General features: G+C 38.7%; 23 protein-coding genes and 2 pseudogenes. 7 read left to right on the top strand and 18 right to left on the bottom strand.

The window, feature by feature from the left end; translation table 11 throughout:
- Positions 1-205 precede the first annotated feature (205 nt).
- From LI126_RS05575 to mobQ, 6 genes and pseudogenes are all read left to right on the top strand, one after another.
- Positions 206-1123: a ParM/StbA family protein gene (locus LI126_RS05575; protein WP_015560112.1), complete on the top strand. Its 918-nt coding sequence runs from the start codon at positions 206-208 to the stop codon at positions 1121-1123.
- A gap of 3 nt (positions 1124-1126) precedes the next feature.
- Entirely contained in the window at positions 1127-1510 is a 384-nt protein-coding gene (locus tag LI126_RS05580) for a hypothetical protein (protein WP_015560111.1), read from the top strand.
- 18 nt (positions 1511-1528) lie between these two features.
- Entirely contained in the window at positions 1529-2245 is a 717-nt protein-coding gene (locus LI126_RS05585; protein ID WP_227165015.1) for a replication initiator protein A, read from the top strand.
- Positions 2242-3099: pseudogene (locus LI126_RS05590) on the top strand (ATP-binding protein). The gene LI126_RS05585 and the pseudogene LI126_RS05590 overlap by 4 nt, the downstream one beginning before the upstream one ends.
- Positions 3100-3269: 170 nt before the next feature.
- A complete protein-coding gene (locus LI126_RS05595; protein ID WP_005362330.1) occupies positions 3270-3491 on the top strand; it encodes a DUF3847 domain-containing protein in 222 nt (73 codons plus the stop codon).
- Between the two features lie 137 nt (positions 3492-3628).
- Positions 3629-5338: a MobQ family relaxase gene (gene mobQ / locus LI126_RS05600; RefSeq protein WP_227165016.1), complete on the top strand. Its 1710-nt coding sequence runs from the start codon at positions 3629-3631 to the stop codon at positions 5336-5338.
- A gap of 142 nt (positions 5339-5480) precedes the next feature.
- Here mobQ and LI126_RS05605 read toward each other — a convergent pair whose 3' ends face one another.
- From LI126_RS05605 to LI126_RS05675, 15 genes and pseudogenes are all read right to left on the bottom strand, one after another.
- Positions 5481-5861, bottom strand: coding sequence for a DUF4825 domain-containing protein (locus LI126_RS05605; RefSeq protein WP_015560109.1), 381 nt, complete (start codon positions 5859-5861; stop codon positions 5481-5483).
- 60 nt (positions 5862-5921) lie between these two features.
- Positions 5922-6338, bottom strand: a complete 417-nt coding sequence (locus LI126_RS05610) for a YjdF family protein (protein WP_227165017.1) — start codon at positions 6336-6338, stop codon at positions 5922-5924.
- 273 nt (positions 6339-6611) lie between these two features.
- Positions 6612-7466 carry a hypothetical protein gene (locus LI126_RS05615; protein ID WP_015560107.1) on the bottom strand — a complete coding sequence of 285 codons (855 nt, stop codon included), beginning with the start codon at positions 7464-7466 and terminating at the stop codon, positions 6612-6614.
- A 388-nt stretch (positions 7467-7854) separates the two neighbouring features.
- The gene (locus LI126_RS05620) at positions 7855-8226 is read right to left on the bottom strand and encodes a TnpV protein (RefSeq protein WP_227165018.1); all 372 of its coding nucleotides are present in this window, start codon (positions 8224-8226) and stop codon (positions 7855-7857) included.
- 31 nt (positions 8227-8257) lie between these two features.
- Positions 8258-8569: pseudogene (locus LI126_RS05625) on the bottom strand (23S rRNA (uracil(1939)-C(5))-methyltransferase RlmD); the annotation flags it as partial.
- Positions 8526-10310 carry a recombinase family protein gene (locus tag LI126_RS05630; RefSeq protein WP_227165019.1) on the bottom strand — a complete coding sequence of 595 codons (1785 nt, stop codon included), beginning with the start codon at positions 10308-10310 and terminating at the stop codon, positions 8526-8528. The pseudogene LI126_RS05625 and the gene LI126_RS05630, both read right to left, overlap by 44 nt.
- Positions 10311-10347: 37 nt before the next feature.
- Positions 10348-10506, bottom strand: a complete 159-nt coding sequence (locus tag LI126_RS05635; RefSeq protein ID WP_227061798.1) for an SHOCT domain-containing protein — start codon at positions 10504-10506, stop codon at positions 10348-10350.
- A complete protein-coding gene (locus tag LI126_RS05640) occupies positions 10493-10870 on the bottom strand; it encodes a type II toxin-antitoxin system PemK/MazF family toxin (RefSeq protein ID WP_011527995.1) in 378 nt (125 codons plus the stop codon). Before LI126_RS05640 ends, LI126_RS05635 begins: the two co-directional genes overlap by 14 nt.
- A gap of 602 nt (positions 10871-11472) precedes the next feature.
- Positions 11473-11943, bottom strand: coding sequence for an RNA polymerase sigma factor (locus LI126_RS05645; RefSeq protein ID WP_227061796.1), 471 nt, complete (start codon positions 11941-11943; stop codon positions 11473-11475).
- 489 nt (positions 11944-12432) lie between these two features.
- A complete protein-coding gene (locus LI126_RS05650; RefSeq protein ID WP_227061793.1) occupies positions 12433-12603 on the bottom strand; it encodes a cysteine-rich KTR domain-containing protein in 171 nt (56 codons plus the stop codon).
- Positions 12604-12707: 104 nt separating this feature from the next.
- Complete coding sequence (locus LI126_RS05655) at positions 12708-13724, bottom strand: sensor histidine kinase (protein WP_227061792.1); 1017 nt, start codon at positions 13722-13724, stop codon at positions 12708-12710.
- 2 nt (positions 13725-13726) lie between these two features.
- Positions 13727-14392: a response regulator transcription factor gene (locus tag LI126_RS05660; RefSeq protein WP_227061790.1), complete on the bottom strand. Its 666-nt coding sequence runs from the start codon at positions 14390-14392 to the stop codon at positions 13727-13729.
- Between the two features lie 82 nt (positions 14393-14474).
- The gene (locus tag LI126_RS05665; RefSeq protein ID WP_227061787.1) at positions 14475-17036 is read right to left on the bottom strand and encodes an ABC transporter permease; all 2562 of its coding nucleotides are present in this window, start codon (positions 17034-17036) and stop codon (positions 14475-14477) included.
- Positions 17026-17712, bottom strand: coding sequence for an ABC transporter ATP-binding protein (locus LI126_RS05670; RefSeq protein ID WP_227061786.1), 687 nt, complete (start codon positions 17710-17712; stop codon positions 17026-17028). Before LI126_RS05670 ends, LI126_RS05665 begins: the two co-directional genes overlap by 11 nt.
- Before the next feature lie 120 nt (positions 17713-17832).
- A complete protein-coding gene (locus LI126_RS05675; RefSeq protein WP_101874533.1) occupies positions 17833-18363 on the bottom strand; it encodes a PadR family transcriptional regulator in 531 nt (176 codons plus the stop codon).
- Positions 18364-18491: 128 nt separating this feature from the next.
- Between LI126_RS05675 and LI126_RS05680 the strand changes: the two genes are divergently transcribed.
- The gene (locus tag LI126_RS05680; protein WP_227061784.1) at positions 18492-19883 is read left to right on the top strand and encodes an MATE family efflux transporter; all 1392 of its coding nucleotides are present in this window, start codon (positions 18492-18494) and stop codon (positions 19881-19883) included.
- Positions 19884-19937: 54 nt separating this feature from the next.
- Here the strand turns inward: LI126_RS05680 and LI126_RS05685 are convergent, their stop codons facing one another.
- From LI126_RS05685 to LI126_RS05695, 3 genes are read right to left on the bottom strand one after another with little or no spacing between them, the layout of a single operon-like run.
- Positions 19938-20123, bottom strand: coding sequence for a cysteine-rich KTR domain-containing protein (locus LI126_RS05685; RefSeq protein ID WP_011528003.1), 186 nt, complete (start codon positions 20121-20123; stop codon positions 19938-19940).
- A 3-nt stretch (positions 20124-20126) separates the two neighbouring features.
- A complete protein-coding gene (locus LI126_RS05690) occupies positions 20127-20885 on the bottom strand; it encodes an EFR1 family ferrodoxin (RefSeq protein WP_227165020.1) in 759 nt (252 codons plus the stop codon).
- Between the two features lie 8 nt (positions 20886-20893).
- Entirely contained in the window at positions 20894-21484 is a 591-nt protein-coding gene (locus tag LI126_RS05695) for a TetR/AcrR family transcriptional regulator (RefSeq protein WP_227061783.1), read from the bottom strand.
- Between the last annotated feature and the right edge of the window lie 23 nt (positions 21485-21507).

The following is a 21507-nucleotide window of genomic DNA, read 5'->3' on the forward strand; positions in this document are numbered from 1 at the left end:
TATCCATATTATACGATAAAAAACAATGAAATCACAACAAGAGTACATGAAGAATGTACGCACAATATATCTTTTTTCTCAATTCCAGCTCAATTTCCACTCAATGTCTTTTACCTCCGATTTTCGTATGCTTATCTCACAGCAAAGCAGTACCACACCGGTATGACCTGCTGAATCAATCAATACGAAAACGGAGGTATTTTTTATGCGAGAACTCAAAAACACAAAAATCATCGCTGTAGATCATGGCTATGGCAATATGAAAACAGCAAACACCGTCACGCCAACCGGAATCAAAGCCTATGAAACAGAACCAATCTTCACTGGAAATATCCTGGAATATAACGGCATTTACTACCGGATTGGCGAAGGACACAAAGAATTTATCCCGGATAAAGCTATGGACGAAGAATATTATCTTCTGACGCTAATGGCTATTGCAAGGGAACTGAATGTCTTTTCCATCCGTGAAGCAGATGTTCATCTGGCTGCCGGACTTCCTCTGACATGGATCAGAAATCAAAGAGAAGCTTTTCGTTCCTATCTGCTCCAGAATCCAGAAGTCCATTACCGTTTCAACGGCAAAGAATATCATCTCCACTTTGCGGGATGTAGCCTTTACCCACAGGGATATCCGGCTATTGTAAACCACCTTGGAAATTTCAAGGGAACTAATCTCCTTGCAGATATCGGAAACGGAACCATGAACATTCTGTATATTAACAATAAGAAAGCGCAAGAAAGCCGATGCTGGACAGAAAAACTTGGTGTAAACCAGTGCATGATTGCCGCAAAGAACGCTGTTCTGGACAAATTCGGAGTGAAAATTGAAGAATCCACAGTAGAACAGATTCTGCGGTTTGGAACAGCTGACATTTCAGCACCATATCTGGATTGTATCAGTTCTATTGCCAGACAGTATGTGGCAGAACTTTTTTCCACGCTCCGCAAATATGAATATAATCCTGACCTGATGCGCCTGTATGTGGTTGGCGGCGGTGGATGCCTGATCCGTAACTTCGGAACGTATGACAAATCACGAGTCACAATCATTGATGACATCTGCGCCACTGCCAAAGGTTACGAATCTCTGGCTTATATGAGCCTGAAAAGGAGGGGATAAACCATGCAGAACAATATCCGCAACACAAACCTGCGCTTTAATCTGGACAAAGAACAACAGCGGAGAGCCTGGGAATATTTACAGACGATGGACAGGCAGGATTTTAAATCTTACAGTCAGGTAATCTCTCTTGCACTGGTAGATTATTTTGACCGCTACTACCGCACACAGGCTGATCCTTATCTGGAAACAAGAGAACGGGAAGAACTTTTTGTGAAACAGATTGTAGATGCAGTGGAAAACAGTCTGAAACAGGAATTGCCACTTTTTCTTTCCGGACTGACTGTAGGCATGGCGCAAAGGGAGCCCCAAATCAGGGCGTCCTTTCCAACACCTGAAAATTCACAGCCGGATAATGATGTAGACTGGGATTTTCTTGGAGAATAACTGATTGGAGGTGAACACATGACGGACTTTCTGACAGCAGACACCAACCTGCCATCTTATATGATGTTTCCCCGTTTCCTTCTGGACATGGAAATAAACGAAACTGCCAAAATGCTTTATATTATCCTGCTCGACCGGGCAAGGCTTTCCCAGAAAAATGAGGGCTGGTCAGATATCGATGGTCATGTGTTCATTTACTTTACAATTGAAGCACTGGCAGAAGTTCTCCACAAAAGCCAGATGACGATTAAAACTGCTCTGGCAGTACTGGAAAAACAGGAGCTTATCTTCCGAAAACGGCAGGGACCCGGACAGCCCAATCGAATTTATGTAAAACTCCCAAAAGAAACCATCCACTATACAGACAGATTTCTTTCCCTAAGACAGACAGAAAACTGTCCTATTGACAGACAGGATTCTTTCCCTAATACAGACAGAAAACTGTCTGGTAATAAGAAAGAGATAAAAAAGAACAATTTAGCAATAAGAGGGAGTAAGGAGCCACTCTCACCCTATGGAAAATTTCAAAATGTTTTTCTGTCAGAAAAAGAGCTTGAAGATATCCGGCAGACAATCCCTGACTGGAAGGATTATATTGAACGCTTATCCGGTTATATGGCTTCTACCGGAAAGCAATATCAGAACCATGCAGCTACCATCATCAGTTGGGCAAGACAGGATCATCCTGCTTCCCGGCAAAGAAATTACGAAAGTGAGGAATACGAAACACTATAACAAGATTTACAGAAAAAGCAACCGCTATAACACCAAACAGAGAGCTTCAGCCTGATGAATATTTTAACGAAACAGACCACCTGATCTACTGTTCCAAATGCAATACGCCAAGACAATGCCGGCATGAATTACAGGGAAAGGTTCTTATTCCTTCCATCCGCTGTAAATGCTAGCAGGAAATCTTTGAGCAGGAAGAAACCCAGAGAAAACTTCATGAAAAACAAATGGAAATAGAGCATCTTAAAACTAGCGGCTTACAGGACAAAGCACTCTATGACTACACTTTTGCCAGGGATAACGGCATCAATCCGGAAATAAAACTGGCACACAATTATGTAAGCAACTGGGAAGAGATGAAAGCAAACGCCTCCGGACTTCTCATCTGGGGTGATGTCGGTACTGGAAAATCTTTTTTTGCAGGCTGCATTGCCAATGCCCTGCTGGAAAAAGGCGTTCCTGTACTGATGACCAACTTTTCCCAGATTCTGAATACCCTTACCGGAATGCATTTTGAAGACAGAAACCAGTTCATCAACAGCTTAAACCGCTACAGTCTTCTGATTATTGATGATCTCGGAATTGAGCGGAACTCTGACTTTGCACTGGAACAGGTATTCAATGTGATCGGCAGTCGTTACCGCAGTAAAAAGCCCCTGATCATAACGACCAATCTCACTTTATCAGAGCTGAATAATGCCGCTGATATCGCACACAAACGAATTTATGACCGTATTCTGGAGAGATGTATTCCTGTCCGTATCAATAACCGGAATATCCGTCAGGACAATGCAACAGATAATTTAAAACGGGCGAAAAAAATCCTGTTGAACAATCATGCTCCGAACCAGAATTGACTCAAAGAAGTATAACGCAATGATTATTTTTCACTGACAGTGGTACTACTATCTTTCCTTATTTTTCACCAAGAACATGCCACTGTCAGTTATCTAAAACCATAGTACCAAACCAAAAGATTTTAAAACCAAAAATGCCCGGATACGGGCATAAAAAGGAGGTGCCAGGTATGGCAGATAAAAGAATCATGACACCGGAAGAAAAAGCACTTTTACAGGCAAGACACCGCCAGGAAGAAGCTGAAGCAAGAAATCGCAAAAAAGAACGTGATGCCAGAACACACCGATTAGTCCAGGAAGGAGCCATTCTGGAAAGTATTGTTCCCCATATTAAAGAAATGGATTTAGATTCCCTGAAACGGGAGCTGATGATCCGGCTACGGGGAATGTAAACGCACAAGTTCTACTCCCGAAGGGCGCACTTATTCACCACCTGATAAATCAGGCAGTGGTATCCCCTTCGGGGCTCGTGCGCTCTGCCAAGGGCTTTATACACTGTTGCAGACAACATCGAAAGGAGGTACCAGATATGGCAATTTATCATATGCAAGCCAAAGTCATCAGCCGTGGTTTCGGTCGGTCTGCTGTTGCTGCTTCTGCTTATATGAGCTGTAGCCGCATGTACAATGATTATGATGGCATTCAGCATGACTATACCAGAAAGCAGGGGCTGATCTATCAGGAGGTGATGCTTCCTCCAATGGCTCCATTGGAATGGAATGACCGGGAACAACTCTGGAATGCTGTGGAAGAAAACGAAAAGACCAAAGACAGCCGACTGGCAAGAGAATTTGTTGTCGCACTCCCCGTTGAGTTGGATAAAGACAGCAATATTTCTCTTCTTCAGGATTTTATTAAAAAGAATTTTGTAGATATGGGGATGTGTGCTGATTTTGCCATTCACAATACAGATGGTCACAATCCCCATGCACACATTCTTCTTACTGTCCGACCACTAAATGAAAATGGAACATGGCAGTATAAAACCGAAAAAGAATATCTCTGTATCAAAGATGGAGAAGAAAAAGGATTTACTGCTTCTGAATTTAAAACTGCTCAGAAACAGGGATGGGAAAAGCAATATCGCTATAAAGTTGGGAAAAAGAAAGAATATCTGACTTCCTCTGTTGCACAGGAAAAAGGATATGAACGGATTGATAAACACCCCAAGAGCAGCCGATATGGCAGACAGAATCCTATTTCCGAACAATGGAACAGTGATGAACAACTTTGCATCTGGCGGGCAAACTGGGCAGATGCCGTAAATAAAATGCTTGCACGTAATCAGATAAATGCTACCATTGATCACCGCAGCTTTGCAGATCAGGGAATCACCGAACAGCCAACTATCCATGAAGGCTACATTGCCCAGAATATGGAAAAGAAAGGCATGATAGCAGACCGCTGTGAAATCAACCGTCAGATTCGTGCGGATAACAAAATGCTCCGAGAATTAAAAGCTAAGGTGGCAAAACTGGCTGAAGCTGTAGAAAAGTCTGTTCCGATAATTGCAGAAACACTGGAAGCAATCCGAAATCACATGATTTTTACACAATATCATTTGCTCCACAATGAGATGCAAAAAGAAGTGATCCATGACTGGATGAATCATTTTAATCCAATACTGAATAAATACAACACCGTTAAAAAGAAACTCAAAGCTAAAGTTACAGAACGGAAAGAGCTGAATGTAAAAAAAGAGAAAACCAGTATTTTGAATCCCATTCAGCATATAAAATTGAATCAGCAACTTACCACTGTTACCGAAGAAATTGAAGAACTGAAATCAAGGAAAGAGCAGCTAATCTTCCAGGCACAATGCTCTACCGATAAAGCTATGACAAATCTATCCAAGAAATATGACCAGATGAATAACAATCTTGATATCCTGGATTCTCAGGACATCTCGCTCCAAAAACAGCTTGAAAAAGACGCCGCCGCTTTCCGGGAAGAAAAATTTCGTCCTGAACCAGAACAATATACCGAGTTACTGGATACCAGAATCCAGATACGTCCTGATTTCCGGGATAAGCTGATTGAACAGTTCAAGGGGACTTTCGGGAAATATTATGACTATCACCGTCGTGATATTGCAGCCGATGAGGTGGATTATCTCAATGTGGAGGATCCTGATGTTTTCTCCCATCGTGCATGGGAACTTAAATATCAGCGAGAACAGGAAATGCGGCGAAATCAGCCTGCAAGAGCTAAGAAAAAGTCCTATGATATGGAATTGTAATCATCTTCGAGTAGATAACATGCTCTTACAAATCTCTTGTTCAAAAATAAACTCCTTTCAAAAAGGCGTATGGAAATCAAAACTTCCATACGCCTTTTTATATTCTGCTCTTCAAATTGTCTAAAAGTTGACTAAAAATATATCACCGTTCATATGATACAATAATTTCTTTGCTATCTGCTGTTTTATAATCAATTGTTCCCAAATTACCAATCAAATCAAATGTCATATCTGCATTAACCTGCAATTCATCTTCAAGTTTGACTGCAGACGGCTCATCTTTTAGAAAAACTGTTAATCCATAAGGCTCTGTTTCAGATTGTATCTCTATACTATCATATGAGTATCCCTCCGGATACTCTTGACCGCTTACAATATTTATAACATTCGAAGAATCTCCTACATAATCTGTCTTATACTTCGATAGGTCAGGAATTTCGTATAGTTTTTCTTTTTTTCCGCACGCCGAAATCAGCATTATTGATACGGCAACCAACATAATTGCAAGTACTTTTTTCTTCATAGAAACACCCCCGAAAGCTTTATTCAAAAATTTACGATTTGAGTAAAAGCCCAAGGAACTTTAATGTCCCTTATGCTTTTCTCTTTTCTTTCGCTGTTTCAGTTCAAACATTCGCTGCTCTTCTGCCTCTTTTCTCTTGCGGCTTTTCTCTTTGCGTTCCTGCTTGTTCTGTTCCTGCTGTAATTTCAACGCCTGTTGCGATTTTGTACCAATGCCTATTTCCAGCATCTGCTTCTTTGTTTCCCGCTGCATCCGTTTCGAATTTCTTTTGATATCCTTTACAACAGTTTCAACAACCGGACTGAATTTCAAACTGAAATAGCACTTTTGAATATATTCCTGTACTTCATAATCTTTTGGCTCTGCACCAAATGTTACCTTTGCCACAGATAGTTTACCATCTTCGATGCGTTCAAAGATTCCCACCCAAAACGGCTCTTCAAAAAATACTGTCAGCTTTACATTTACTTTGTCCATAAGAATCCCTCCTAAAATTGATTGAACAAAGAATGGACAACCCGGAGGGGCAGGTTACTTACCCTATTTATATAGGACGGCCGGGCTACCTACCGGCTCTGGTACATCAAAGATGTACGTTGCGTTTTTATCTTTGCTTTTATAATCAAGCCATGTGGCACGATTAACTTAATTCTGAAACTTCTAAGTTACTTTTTATGCTAAATAGCGAAACCATCACCTTTTGAGAAAAAATTTATACTCCACTTAGGGAGATATCATTTAACTCACCATTTAAAAATCAATATCGGTATACTTATTTTTCAACTTGTAAAATGCTATTATTACGCTTGTATAATATTGCATCATCCAATCATACCATATTTCTTTGCTATAATCGTTCTTTTGATCTGCACGATTATGGCGAATATTATAACCATTAACTATACCAAAAATCAACTTATCATGTTCATTTTTAGGAACTTCATACTCAGCATTTAAAGTATCTTTTACTTCTTCACGTTCACTTTCCAAAATATCGGCAAGAATATTAATAGCTTTCTTTTTCTGTTCTAAATTGGCATCAAAACGATAATACATTTCTGTGGCTGTTGCTAATTGCTCATATACTGAATCGGGTAAATCAGAACCGTCATATTCTAACTGTTCACGCAACGCACCGTTAGGTATTTGCATTATAAATCCATTTGTCGGTTCAAGATAATATCCCTCTTTATATGCACGTAAGATATTATTAATTTGTTCAGCAAATTCTTCCTTTTGTGCTTCATTTTCAAACTGATCTGTTTCATAGTTATAAACACCAATATGGTCGTATAAAATCTCAATCACTGAAAACAATGTCTGCTCATCATATTCTTCAAGATATTGCCAAATTGGCCAAACCTCTTTATCCTGTAAGCATGTTGCAAAATACACTTCCGGTGATGGCAACAAACTTGGTGGTAAAATCTGCTCCGAATCCTGCGTATAAGGAATTTGCCTCCACACTCCTCTTGTAGCCACTTCAAAATACTCTTTATCACAAAAATATTTATATACCTGTCCGAAATACTGTAATAACTCATCAAAATCTATCTGTAGTTGCTTTGTAAGTAAACCATGTCTTTCTGCGTAATATTTTTTCATATTTTTCTGTTCTCCTTATGTCAACTAAAAATTGCCTTGTTCATTTTTAATACTATTTTCCATTAATCTAATCAAATCATCAATGAATGCATTACAGATTTCCCCAAAGTCATAAGCCTTATATTCGCAGGCAAATTGATTTGCAATTACATTTCTTAATTCATCAACTTTCCTCATTTCTGTCCGTTCAATCTAATAGTATTATTTTACCATATCACTTGTTTTTTTACCATCTTCAAAAGAGCAATAGCAAAAAAGCTGATCAAGAATCATAACCTTCCAATATTTTTTCTCTCTGCATCTGTTCCATGTAAATAGATTGCTTTCCGGCACGAGAAAAAATTGTTTGTAGAAACGGTAAAAAGCTCCCGAAGGAGCTTTCCACGCTTTAAATATACACTAATTCTTTTAAGACAATCTCTTCTGCTACATTTCGGATATTATTTACAGCCCTGACCCATTCCATCTGGTCACGAGCTTTCAATTCTTCCGTAATGCCCTGCTTCTCCATCATCTGACTCACCAGAATATCCATTCTCTCCTGTGCTTCATCGTCCACAGCATTCAGATGTTCTGTCAATCTGTCTTCCAACATATACAGTGAATACATTGCCGGACGATGCTCTTTCAGATATGTTTTCCGCATCATTCCATATTTCCCATAATGCGGTTCTTCATCTGTACTGACAAGATTCGGATAGTAAATTCCGTCTGCGCCAAGTGTGTAGGTTCCACCCATTTTTTCAAATGTGCTTTTCATGTGTTATTCCTCCTTGAAATCAGCGATGTCCTTAGATCATCGCAAAATATTTCAGGGCAGCCTTGATAGCTTCTTCCTTCTCTTTCGGGCATTGTGGAACTCTTGCATTTTCTGATTTTGGAAGATTATAGTTTTCTCCCACTTCAATTCCACATTTGCGTTTTACCTGAGAAATATATAAACTTGAAACCTTCAAGCCAAATTCTTTCAGCACATAATCTTTGATTTCCTGATAGGTTGCTTTCAACTCGGCACTGGTGGCATCCAGCTCGTCCAGGTCTAAGTCGATCTCTATCGTGTCATCTGGTTTTTGTTGGGACAAAAGAACAACAGTCTCGACATGTGTCGGAGCTACTATGTAAACACAATTTGTTATCCTCGACACTTGCATAGGAACACAATTCTGCGTCCGTATGTACAGCCGCAGCATTTTTACGCTTTGGCTTAAAATCTTTTGCATTAAGATTTGAGTGGATACCAGTTTTATATACAAAAGTTATCTTCAACGGATCTTCCACTCCTTCATCATTATAACCGCCGATAATTATTCTTTCAACTACACTTTCAAAAACCACTCTATCGAAGCTCTCCAATAGTTCTCCAGAATTTAAGTTTTTCCGAAATTCTCTTATCCTTGTTTTGGTACTCTCCTGATTTTTGCTCAACTCAACCAACTGCAACTGTTCACCTTGAAGTTTTTTTAACTGCTCCGATAACTCCTGATTTTTCTTATCATAAATATCCCTGTCGATATTGTTATCAAGCCTTAAGTCAAGCAGTTTTTCTTTTCTTCGCTGCAAATCTGTCATTTCTTTTTCAATCTTCGGCAAGCGTTTCAAAGAAGCGTCGTCTTTAAGAATATCCTCAACTTTTTGAAGAAACTCACTCACAACCTCATGTTGATCGGAACATAAGAGCTGATAGCTTTTTACAAAAGCATTTTCAATTACTTCTTCAGGTATGCCTTTACAATGTGGGCAATTCTTTTTTCCATGTTTGGTAGCCGTCACACAATGCCAGATTGTCTTAGTATAAGCAGAACTACTGTGCCAATTTCTTCGGCTTAGTGTACCTCCGCAAAAACCACATTTAATCATACAGCTAAAAGCATATTTTCTGCTAAATTTGTTCCGCTTCTGACCTTCCTGATGTACACCACGATTAACATTTCTTTTTGCAAGTATCTTCTGTGCTTCTTCAAATATCTCCTCACTGATAATTGCTTCGTGATGGTCACGGATATAAAATTTATCTTCCTCTCCAAAGTTTTCCAACCGTCTTTTAGAAATAGGATCAACCGTAAATGTTTTACCTAATAGCAAATCGCCTTTATATTTTTCGTTTTTAATAATACCGATTACTGTGGATTGCACCCACCGTGAGCTTCCATATTTTGTCTTATAGCCAAGATTCTCAAGCTCATTGGCTATCACTGTACACCCCGCCCCTTCTATATACCGATTAAAAATATATCTCACAATTTCAGCTTCTTTTTCGTTGACAGATATGCTTTTTGTGTCTTTATGATAGTCATATCCCAAACATCCTTGAAAACCTACAAGTTCTCCTCGCTGCATTTTCATTTTCAAGCCCTTTTTGACATTGGAAGATATATTCTCAACTTCCTGCTGTGCAACAGAACTGAGTACCACCAAAAGCAGTTCTCCATCCATTGTTAATGTATTGATATTTTCATCCTCAAAGAAAACAGCAATGCCTTTCTCTTTCAGCATACGAACATATTTCAGAGTATCTAATGTATTTCTGGCAAATCTCGAAATGGATTTTGTAATGACCATATCAATATCTCCATTCATACAATCGTTTATCATTCTCTGGAAATCCTCTCGCTTTGTTACCTGCGTTCCTGTTATGGCTTCGTCAGCATATATGTCAGCTAAAGACCATTCTGGTTTTTTCTTGATTAAGTCCGTATAATACATAACCTGTGACTTATAGCTGTTAAGCTGATCCTCGCTATCTGTACTAACACGGCAATAAGCAGCAACTCTCAGTATCTCTACCTTTCTACCACGAATACGATTTTCGTTACGGTTTGCTTTGATTACTTGAACATCATTCATACGATTATACCTCCGATATTTTATTTACTGATAAGTATTAAGCCGCAAGATTTGAAACGACATTGAAATCACTCATAAGCCGTTTTTTTATGGCTTCGTACTCATCTACCGTAATTAAACCGTTTTTCTTTAACTTCTGCAAACATGCAAATTGAATACTATAATGTGCAAATTTCTGTTCATTATTTTGCTCCATCAAAACACCCCTCTCCGTTCATTGCAAGACTAATGGCAAGAGCCTTATCAACTCTTGCCATTATGTGGTCGGGCATCAGCCCTATATACTGTTTTAATCTCTGCTTATCAATCGTCCTTATCTGTTCAAGCAGAATAATTGAGTCCTTATCGAGCTTATCAAAATCTTTCACCTCTGTATGTGTCGGTAGTTTTGCTTTCGTATGCGTACGGCTTGTTATTGGTGCGACAATAATTGTCGGACTATGCCTGTTCCCCGTATTATTAGAAATAGTAAGAACAGGTCTTGTACCACCTTGCTCTGATCCAATAACGGGATTAAGTGTTGCGTAGAAAATATCTCCACGCTTAATAATTCTTTCCATAAATATTCAGACCTCCTATCTGGTTGTAGGTAAGAAAAAACTTACCTATGTAACAGCCAGACAAAAGGAAGTATTTAATATTGGAAGATCATTAGCAAAATCTGTTCCTATGACTACCTTTTATCTGGCTTTATGATAGAAGCATCTCAATTTGTCCTCGACACCCCGAAATGCAATGTGTTCATAGAACACAGGGAAGTCGCCAAACGGTCAGCAGCGAACTGACACCACGGGAGTTTCACCCCTCTGACGGTCTGCCAGAGCCGCCCTCATTGTCTGCGACGGTTTTATCACGCTCGGACTTGTGACTGGACGGGAGTACCATTATTCTCTTTGTGGGTTATTGCGAAATCGGAAGCAATCCGATATTTTCAGTCGGTAATGAATGAGATCACCCCCTTTCATCGCTCGCTGCTTCTTAACAGGTCTTGGCGTACCGCTGCACACGCTTATGCTCATCACAATCACAAAGAGGAAGTATTTGACGAATGGATATTCGGTTGTCAAGGATCACTCCCGTTTTCGCCACACAAAGCAAAACAGGTGGAAGGAATTTAATCCCTCTCACCTGTTTGCTCACTCAAAGTCCATAGCACAAGGCACTATTTCAAAAATTTTTTCAAAGTTTTGATTGCCGCATAGATAGAGCTTTGAATAGCCTGATATTTACATCCCTCAAGCTCTGCAATCTGTTCATAGTTCAACTCTCCGAAAAAATACAGAAGCAGCCTTCGTTTTTGTATTTCGGGCAGTTTTGAAATTGCCTTATGTAACTGCTCATATTCCATACTCCTTGAAACGGTTTCCTCAAGACTTTCTTCCTTATAAAAGGCTCGGTCATTTAAGGAGCTTTCTGTCAACTCAGAGTGTTCAATGTGCCTGCTCACTCGATTAAGATAGGAAATGTCCTCAAGCTCAAAACGGTTAAACAGGTCATACAGCACTTTATCTATTTCAATATTTTGCATTATCCCCCGCCCATCTTTAAAAGAGAGGTAATATCTGCCCTCTACAATCATCAGCGTATAAGGGTTATGCTTGTCCTTTTTTCGGTTAGGATGTTTTTCATTCATTTTTCGTTCCTCCAATCAATCTGAATTTTTGAAATTTCAGATTGATCGGCGGAGAACGACACCCTACACCCCAAACAGGCTTACGCCTTAATTCAACAAAAAACGACAAAAGAAAAACCGCAAAGGCTGTCAGACCTTTACGGTTATAAGAAATATCAATTCTATTATATAGATATTTAATATCTACTCTTGGAGCATAATTTCCCCAAATGGAGATAAGAATTTTTTTAACAAATTATCCTCATCTCTATCGAACGGTATGTAAATAACTGCTGCTTAAAATCAGCAGCACAGTGTTATCAGACCAACACATAAGAAATCCCTCCAAACTCAAAACAGGTCTGGAGGGATAAAATAGCTATCTGAGCATGACAAAATTGCCCACCAAAACACCGTTTTTTTTATTTGGCGGACTTGTCAAATTCTATATTTATGTAAAAAAGAGCCGATGACTTATAAGGTTATCTCACAAGTTCATCGGCTCTGCGTCTATGCGTCTGGCTCTTTGATGACGGTTATATGTAATTTCTTTGCATTTATTAAAGTTTCTTGCTTACATTTCGGACAGTAAAGAGGATAATTTTTTAAAATAGTATCTTCTCTAACTCTATCACGAGTTTTGTTGCCACAAATCGGGCAAATTATCCATTCTGAAATCATAAATTATCCATCTCCATTTATCTTGTTTTATTTGATCTTTCTATTTTATATTTACTATCTTGACAAATTCATATCGTACACTTATCTGAAATTACTATTGTTCTCTAAACTTTTTTCAAAAATAAAGAAAATGTTGTACCTTTTTCATCGGATGCCACCTTGATATATCCGTTCTGCTTATTCACAATATCACGGGTAAGATATAAACCGATTCCCACACCGTCAACTCCTGCTGACTGCTTTCCACGGTAAAATCTGCCGAAGATTTTTGCCTGTTCTTCTTCAGGAATGCCAATTCCGTTATCGGATACATCCAATCGCAAATACGATGGATATTCGGTGATTTTCAAGTCCACAACTCCTCCGCTTGGTGTGTATTTCACAGCATTGTCAAGTACATTGGTAACAGCTTCTGCCGTCCAGTTAAAATCAAGCAGGGCTTCAAAGGTCTGCCCACAATCAAAGGTAATCGTAATATTTTTATCCCTTGCTTTGGCATAAACCGTTTTCACCGCTTGCATAACAATATCATTTAAACTGTTTTGTTCAAGTTTCAATCGGATAATGCCACTTTCCAAACGGGACATTTTAATCAAACTGTTTGTCAAAAAAGTCAGCTTTTCAAGGGACATCTGCAAGGTGGCAATATATTCACTTCTCTCCTCATCGGATAACCCTGTATCACCTAATAACTGTGCAAAGGTGTTTGCCGCTGCTACGGGCGTTTTGATTTGATGCGAAATATCGGAGATTAAAGTTTTGATCTGTTCTTTCTCTTGTGTCAGCATTTGATTCTGTGCCTTTAAAATATTGCGGAGTTTTAGAAGTTGGTGCTGCAGCCGTGCAGTCAGGGTATCCTCAGCTTCTGAAAAGACCGTCCGTTCCTGCTGTTCTACCAAAGCTTCAATGAGCAGCGTAATCTCCTCTAACAGATTATCGTTATAGCGGTTGTGCAGAAAGTCCATTAGGAACAACAAGCCACATAAAAATACAAATGCAAAAGAGATAAAAAGCGTACGGAAAAGGATGTCCTCCATAAAAAAGAACACACCAACAGATACCACCGCCGTAGCAGTACCTATAATTAAAACCAGTTTTCTGTAAATTTCAAAATGCTTCATCGTCATTCTCCAAAAGTGTAACCCATACCAAAAACCGTCACAATGTATTCCTGCTTTTCATCATGCAGTTTCTGCCTTAGTCGCTTAATATTCACACGCACGGTATTATCATCAACAAAGTTTCCGTCTATATCCCAAAGCTGTTCCAAAAGCATTGCCTTTGTAACAACCCTTCCCCTGTTTTCCATTAGATAAAGGAGCAATTTGTATTCTGTTGAGGTCAAATGTATTTCCTGTCCCTTCATTAAAACAAGACACTTTTCTTTATCTAACTCTAAATCTCTGTATTTCATACGAAGTTTTCCTACGCCGGTTCGTTTTAGAACTGCCAATACTTTTTTTCGTAAAACTTCAATAGAAAAAGGCTTTGATATATAATCATCACAACCAACGCCAAACCCTTCCAACATATCTTCTTCCGTATCATTAGCGGTTAAAAATAATACAGGTGTTTCCGATGTTTCCCGAATTTTCTTACAAAATTCCAAACCATTTCCGTCAGGCAGGTTAATATCAAGCAGAAACAAATCATACTTTTGCTTTTGGTATTGTTGCAATGCTTCCAAATACCCATAGACTGCTATAACCGTATGCTCATCTTTTTTTAAGGCGATAGAAATACCCTTGCTCAGAATTTTATCATCTTCAAGGAGAAAAATATTTGCCATAGCCGTAAAACGCACCACCTTTCTCAATATGCAAAATTGCAGGAACAGACGCAGCAACGCTGCGTCCGTCCCGTAACCTCATTTAATTATCAAAATTGTGCAGTCTTTCAATGACCGTTTCATCAGAAGTTGCTTTGTAAACAATGGCAGGAACGCTTAAGCAAATTACAAAGATTGCTGCAATCAAACCGATGACAAGAGCAACAGGGTATTTAAATACTGCATAGTTTGCTATATGCGGAACTGCATCTGCCACCAACATTAGGAACGCATTGCCAAAAGTCATAATCAGCAGAGTAGAAATCAGAGCATAAATACCGCCTTCTAAAGTAAGTATCTTCATAATCTGCTTTTTCGTTGTTCCGATACTTTCCATAATGGCAAATTCATTTTTCCTTGCCACCACACCCGTCAGCATTACATTGACAAAGTTAATCAAACCAATGACAATGAGCAGAATTGCGGCACCGTTCCCCAACAAGCTTAAAGAGTAGTTCATCTGTTCAAATAGTTCTTTCTGGTTAACTGCTGATTTAAACTGCCATTCTGATCCAGTCAAGGTACTGTTGATCGCCTGTAATTCGCTGTCAATTCGTTCTAAATCGTTAAAATCTTTAATATTCACACCGATTGCGGAAATGATTGGTTCTTTTGTCAGGCGTTCCATACCTGCTTCGCTGACAAAGATAATATCTGGAACCATATAAATATCTTTGCGTCTGCCAATACTATCAGAAAGATTATTTGCATAATCGTCATAGTAAAAAGAACCGTCGATTTTAAAATCGGTCGCCTTGCCGTCTGTATTGTCGGCAGTCAGCGTTAACATTTCCCCCACTAAAGCGGTAGTGGGAGCAAGAATTTCTGTATCTCTTCCGGCAATCGCTGTTTCACCACGCCTAAATGCGTCCATGTCAATGGGCGTATCAGGGTGCTTGGCATTGTATTCTTCCAGTATCCTGTCGTCTGGAAGCGTTGTAATATAGCAACCGTAGTCACCGGCATCAGCATACCCTTTCATTACCTCTATCATCTGTTCATAGGACTGTCCCTTCGATTTATATTTGCTGTCCTCATATTTAATTTTCATAAAGCCTTCTAAAGCGGTTTCATCAAAGTCAATACCTGCCCAGACTGTCTTTTGAATATCTACATTTTCAACACCGTCGATTTGCTTAATCTGTTCCACAAAATGTTCGTCGAATTGAGGTACTTCCTTGTTGAGTTGCTCAGGCTGTTCAAATTGAATATCATTGTATTCAAAGTTATAATCCATGTATTCCTTAATAAAGTTCTCAGCCGACATACTGCTTATAACTCCATTTACGCCTAAAATCATAGTAATTCCCATAAACAAGGACATAAACACAAGAATAGCTCGCTTTTTGTCACGGAACACATTATGAAATGCCATCACATGCAGCTTGCCGCCATTGGTGGAATTTCTGCTTTTTGTTTTCTTCGGTGCAAAATTCTGAAACTTCAATGCTTCTATTGGCGAAATTTTTGCAGCCGCTTTTGCAGGAGCATTGCAGGCAATCCAAACAGTTACCGCCGAAAAGAGAATGGACAGAATATAGATAGATGGATGAAAAAACACTTCGGCATCCATCATCGACTTGCCCTGTTCAAAACCCTCGTTCAAAACAAAGGGAACAATTCCAAAGGAAACAGCGGTGGCTAACACAATACCAATCGGGATACCAATGCAGGCAAACTTAACCGCCTGATTTTTTACCAGTGATTTAATCTGTTTTTGCGTTGTTCCAAGCGTTTTCATCAAACCGTAAAAACGGGTATCCTTTGAAATGGATATATACAAAACATTGTAAATAAGCAGATAGCCGCTGCCAATGATAAAGAATACCAATAGGATTACCATTGCGATAACTGAACCGCTTGATGATTTCATGGAAACCGCACCGCCGAAAGATTGATTTTCGTTAAGCTCCACATCTTTTTGAATACGATAAAAATCATCGGGCATTTTATTCAGCGACAAAGAAAGAACGCCGTCCTGTGCCATTGTATAGCCTGCGTTTTTACAATAGCTTTCTGAAACAAAGCCCATTCCCGTACCTGTATAGGAATGAAACCATCCGCTTAATGTGAAATTATTTTCCTGCTGACCGTTTTTATCATAATAAGATAAAGGAATTTCCATATTCAGCTTCGGCTCTTTCATTCCAAGCTGTGAAAGAGCATCCTCTGACAGCATAATTTCATTTTCATTTGAAGGATATTTCCCTTCTATATCTTTGATTGTTTCTTTATAGTGTTTATCCCATTCAGTAGTGTCGTAATACGAAAGTGCGATAGAAAGCTCACGCCCCTCGTCGTTCTTCTCGGCAACTGAGCCGACCATATACTGCGTACCTACGGTTTTAACATATTCCAAATTCTTAATCTGCTGTTCCTGCTCCGCTGTCGGCATCGCAAGGGACGCATTAGCGGTCGTGCCTGCGGTACGCACCTGCATTAACTTCATATTTTCCATATAGTTAATGCCCAAACTAAACACGGTAGTAATCATAAAGGTAGTAAGAACGATCGCAAACACCGCAAACAGGTTACGAATACGGTTTGCTTTCATCATTCCCTTTTCTACTCGCTTAACTGCTTTTTTATTTCGGTTAGCGTGCATATCTGCCACCTCCCGAAACAACCTTGCCATCCTCAATGCGGATTGTGCGGTCTGCCATTTGAGCGATTTCCTCATTGTGCGTGATCATAATGGTGGTTTGGTGGAACTGACGGCTGATCGACTGCATCAGCAAAATAACATCCATACTTGTTTTTGAGTCCAGATTTCCAGTCGGCTCATCCGCAAGGATAATGGCAGGCTTTGTCGCAAGGGCACGGGCAATCGCAACCCTCTGCTGTTGACCACCTGAAAGATTATTCGGCATATTCTTAAGCTTTTGTTCCAAGCCAAGAGTATGGATAATCTCTTTTACAAACCTTGTATCGGTCTTGCCACCGTCGATCTCAATAGGGTACACAATGTTCTCATACACATTAAGAACAGGAAGCAGATTATAATTCTGAAAAACAAAGCCAATGTTTCTACGCCTAAAAATCGTCAGTTCCTCATCTTTCATTTTCAACAGTTCTTTTCCTCGGATAGTAACACTACCAGAAGTAGGACGGTCTAACCCGCCGATCATGTTGAGTAGTGTAGATTTACCGCTGCCTGATGTACCTATAACAGCAACAAATTCGCCTTCCTCTACGGAAATGGATACCCCATCCAAAGCATGGACTTCGTTTTCTCCGCTTCCGTATATCTTTCGTAAATCTTTTGTTTCAAGTATTGCCATATTAAAACCTCCAAATTTCTGTTTTTATTTTGTAAGTTCAGTATAGCAACCACTTCTTACAATCTCATTACAATCCAAACTAAAAAATAACAGCATCTCTTTTGTTCCTACCATGCACTTTTACGAATTGATTTCTTTTTTTAATGAAGCAATCCACTCCTCTATTGCCTCTGCCAATGTGTATTGTTGCTGTAAAACTGCCATACCCGTAACAGGAATATCTTCTTTACTTTTTTTCAAAGCAATATTTTCTTCCAGATATTTTTTCAATACCTCCATACTGCTCTCAATATTATCCAGACATTCTTGCTGTCTTTCTCTGGGCATACTGTCCAGATTTACAATGACAGCATTAAAATCTAAAAAAATGTTTATCGGCTTACAGGATATTTCAAGCATCAATTTTTCAAACTGCTGTTTCCCTTTTTCAGTTAAAGAATACACTGATTTTTCTGGCATTTTACCCTCTTTTTCAATATGACTTGAAATATATCCTTTTTCCTCCAACTGAATAACCTTTTTATAAATAGACGGGGTACTAATTTTTACCCATTTTGAAATATTGCGGTACTCTACCAACTTTTGAATGTCATACGCACTCAGAGGTTCTTTCTTTAACATTCCCAAAACAATTAAGTCAATGGTCGCCATATCAATTTCCTCCTTTACTCTCTTGACAACTACTATAAATTATAGTAGAATACCACTTGCGTTTCAACTACTATAATTTATAGTAGTGTATTTTATTCTATTTGTCAAGTGAAAGGAGAACGAACACTATGGACAATCAAAACAGAAAATTGGAGTTATTGGGCAATGCTCCAATCCCAAAAGCCCTTTTAGCTATGGGTATTCCAACAATGATTGGTATGCTCATCAACGCCTTGTACAATCTCGTTGACGCATATTTCGTAGGCGGATTAGGCGAAAGTCAAATGGCTGCCATCTCAGTTGTGTATCCACTCGGTCAAGTAGTCGTCGGCTTAGGATTACTTTTTGGCAATGGGGCAGCATCCTACATTTCCCGATTGTTAGGACAAAGAAACAAGGAACAGGCAAACAAAGTGGCAAGCACTGCACTATATAGCAGTCTTGTTGTCGGTGCAATTATGATTGTTTTATCAATCATCTTTTTGAAACCCATTCTAAGACTTTTAGGTGCAACAGAAAGTGTCCTTCCTTATGCGGCTACCTATGCTGGTATTTACATTGTTTCCTGCATTTTCAATGTTTTTAATGTTACAATGAACAATATCGTGACAAGTGAAGGAGCAGCAAAAACTACAATGTGTGCCTTGTTGTTAGGTGCAGTCCTCAATATCGGTTTAGATCCATTATTTATATACACTTTTAATTTTGGTGTTGCAGGAGCTGCTATTGCCACAGCAATTTCTCAGGTAGTATCTACTCTTGTGTATCTATTTTATATATTCAGACAAAAAAGTGCTTTTCAGTTTAGAATAAAGGACTGTACCTTTTCTAAAGAAATTCTATCTGAAATTTTCAAAATTGGCGTTCCGACACTTGTATTTCAATTATTAACAAGTATTTCTATCTCTCTAATAAACAATGCCGCAGGTAATTATGGCGATTCAGCCATAGCGGGAATGGGCGTTGTTACCCGTCTTATATCTATGGGCAGTTTAACAGTATTTGGTTTTATCAAAGGTTTTCAACCGATTGCAGGTTACAGTTATGGGGCGAAAAAATTTGATCGTCTGCGTACTGCAATCAAAGTTTCCATCTTATGGTCAACTATTTTCTGTGTGATCGTAGGTTTATTATTCAGTCTGTTTTCTACGACTATTGTTTCACAGTTTACAACTGGAAACACAGAAATGATTCACATTGGAGCTTCCTCTTTAAGAATAAACGGTATTACATTTATGCTGTTTGGATACTATACGGTATATTCCTCTTTATTCCTTGCTCTTGGAAAAGGAAAAGAAGGATTTATTCTTGGAGCTTGCCGACAAGGTATCTGCTTCATTCCCGTTATTTTAATTTTTCCATTTATATGGGGATTAAACGGTATTTTATACGCACAGCCGATTGCCGATGTTCTCTCTGCACTTATTACAGTATTTATGGCAATCCCTTTGCATAAAAGTTTAACTGTTGCCGAACAAAAAATGAAGATAACAACTTCTATCCCCTATGGCAGACAATAAAATCAAGCATAAAAGTAGTAACAGAGCCGATGAACTGTGAAACATTTCTCAAGTTCATCGGCTCTGCGTCTTTGCGTCTGGCTCTTTGATGACAGTTATTTGCAAGTTCTTTGCATCAATTAAACTTTCCTGTTTACACTTTGGGCAGTAGAGGGGGAAGTTTTTCAATTCCGTATCTTCCCTGATTTTGTCACGGGTTTTATTGCCACATATCGGACACATTATCCATTCTGAATTCATAAATTATCTATAATCCTCTATTCTATATTGTTCTACAACTTCATTTCCTAAAAGAGTTATTGCCTTTTGTGGGCATAGACTAATACAGCGATAACACATTGTACAGCGATCATTCGACACAACTTTCTTATTTCGTAAAATAAGATTTTTCATTGGGCATATAGAAACACATTTCCCGCAACCAATGCAATTATTGTTAATCTTCAACTTATTAGAATAACCTTTTGTTTTTTTATAAAACCAAAGCCTTTGTCCCAATAATCCGATGATATGCGAAACCAGCGTAATACCTTCTTGTGGATAATCTCCATTTATAATCTGCAAAGCCACTTTCTCGATTTTTTTATCTGCCCGTGCTATAATACAACGATTTTCATCCATTGTCTTTTTTAATAACTTGCTGTCACAAACAGAGTCTGGCATATGAATGTGTATTCCACCCAAAATAGTTGCCCCGTACCTTTTTAACATTCTTGTCGTGCATCCCGCACCATCACCACTAAAAGCCCCCATTGTCGCAATGCACAGTATTTTCTTGTTTTTCCAGATGTCAGCATTCTTTTTAATAAAGTCACGCACCATATATGGAGCATTAGAAAACTGTGTAGGATACCCTATGTAAATCTCTTCGTTTTGTTGAATTGCTGAAATAGCTTCAGGGCTTTCCATAGGAATAGCTTTTGCAGATGAATGAATAAGAGATGCCAACTTTTCAATGCAATATTTTGTGTTACCCGTACCACTTAAATAAATTCCAACCATAAATTCTCCTAAAACTCACAACTAAATATTCCGATTAAATCTGTCAGTTTATCTTCCCATTTGTATGCGTAATGAACATTCTCCATCGTTGCAAGAGTCGTAAGACCTTGCACATAAGCAAATAATGCAACTATCAAATCTTCTTTTTTGCTTTGTGTCATATTTGTATCGGCAAGTAATTTCAACACCTGTTCTTTGTAAATCACAAAGGGCTGATAATTGCTTTCCCTACCACTGCCAATATTCAAATCAATTTGTATATTTCCTTGCTGAAAAAGAAAGTTAAAATATTGCGGATGGCTTATAAAAAAGGAAATATATGCTTTGCCAAATTCCAATAAAAAAATAGGTGTCCCTCTATATTGGGAAACTGTATTTTCAAGTACCTCTGTAAACTTTTTCGTAATATGTAATTGCATTTCTTGAAGCAATTCTTCCTTGTTAGAAAAATGACTATATGGTGCAGCGTGACTTACACCACAGGCTTGTGCCACCTTGCGGAGAGAAAGTTGATTGATTCCATTCTTATTCACTAATTCAATTCCTTTTTCTATCAAATCATTTTTCAAATTTTTATGATGATAAGGCTTCTTTTCCATACACACCCTCCAATCTTTACAGT

The organism is Mediterraneibacter sp. 210702-DFI.5.30 (assembly GCF_020560115.1).
Classification (GTDB): Bacteria; Bacillota; Clostridia; order Lachnospirales; family Lachnospiraceae; genus Mediterraneibacter; species Mediterraneibacter faecis.